Annotated in this window: 1 pseudogene; it reads right to left on the bottom strand. The window is 54.5% G+C overall.

Going from position 1 to position 244, the window contains the following annotated elements:
- Positions 1-244: pseudogene (locus ACSNOG_RS33885) on the bottom strand (hypothetical protein); the annotation flags it as partial.

Here is a 244-nt window from a genome sequence, read left to right as displayed (position 1 = left end):
GTGATAATCCCGCGTCTGAAATCAGACGATCGAAAAACTCTCAGCTCCAGCAGCGGTTCGGCTTTCCTCCAGCAAGAAAGAATAAACACAAGAAGCACTGCGCCTCCGATGATGAGACCGGATAACGTTCGGGCAGAACTCCAGCTCACCCCGCCTTCGCCAACGCCGAACGTGATCAATGCAAAAGCCAACGGCCCGAGGATTAACCCCGTCTTATCCAGCGTCGGCGCCTTCTGTTTCGGAA

This window comes from Streptomyces sp. URMC 124 (assembly GCF_051386455.1).
Lineage (GTDB): Bacteria > Actinomycetota > Actinomycetes > Streptomycetales > Streptomycetaceae > Streptomyces.
The sequence above is the reverse complement of the archived record's forward strand: the minus strand, read 5'-3'. Positions and strand labels throughout refer to the sequence as shown.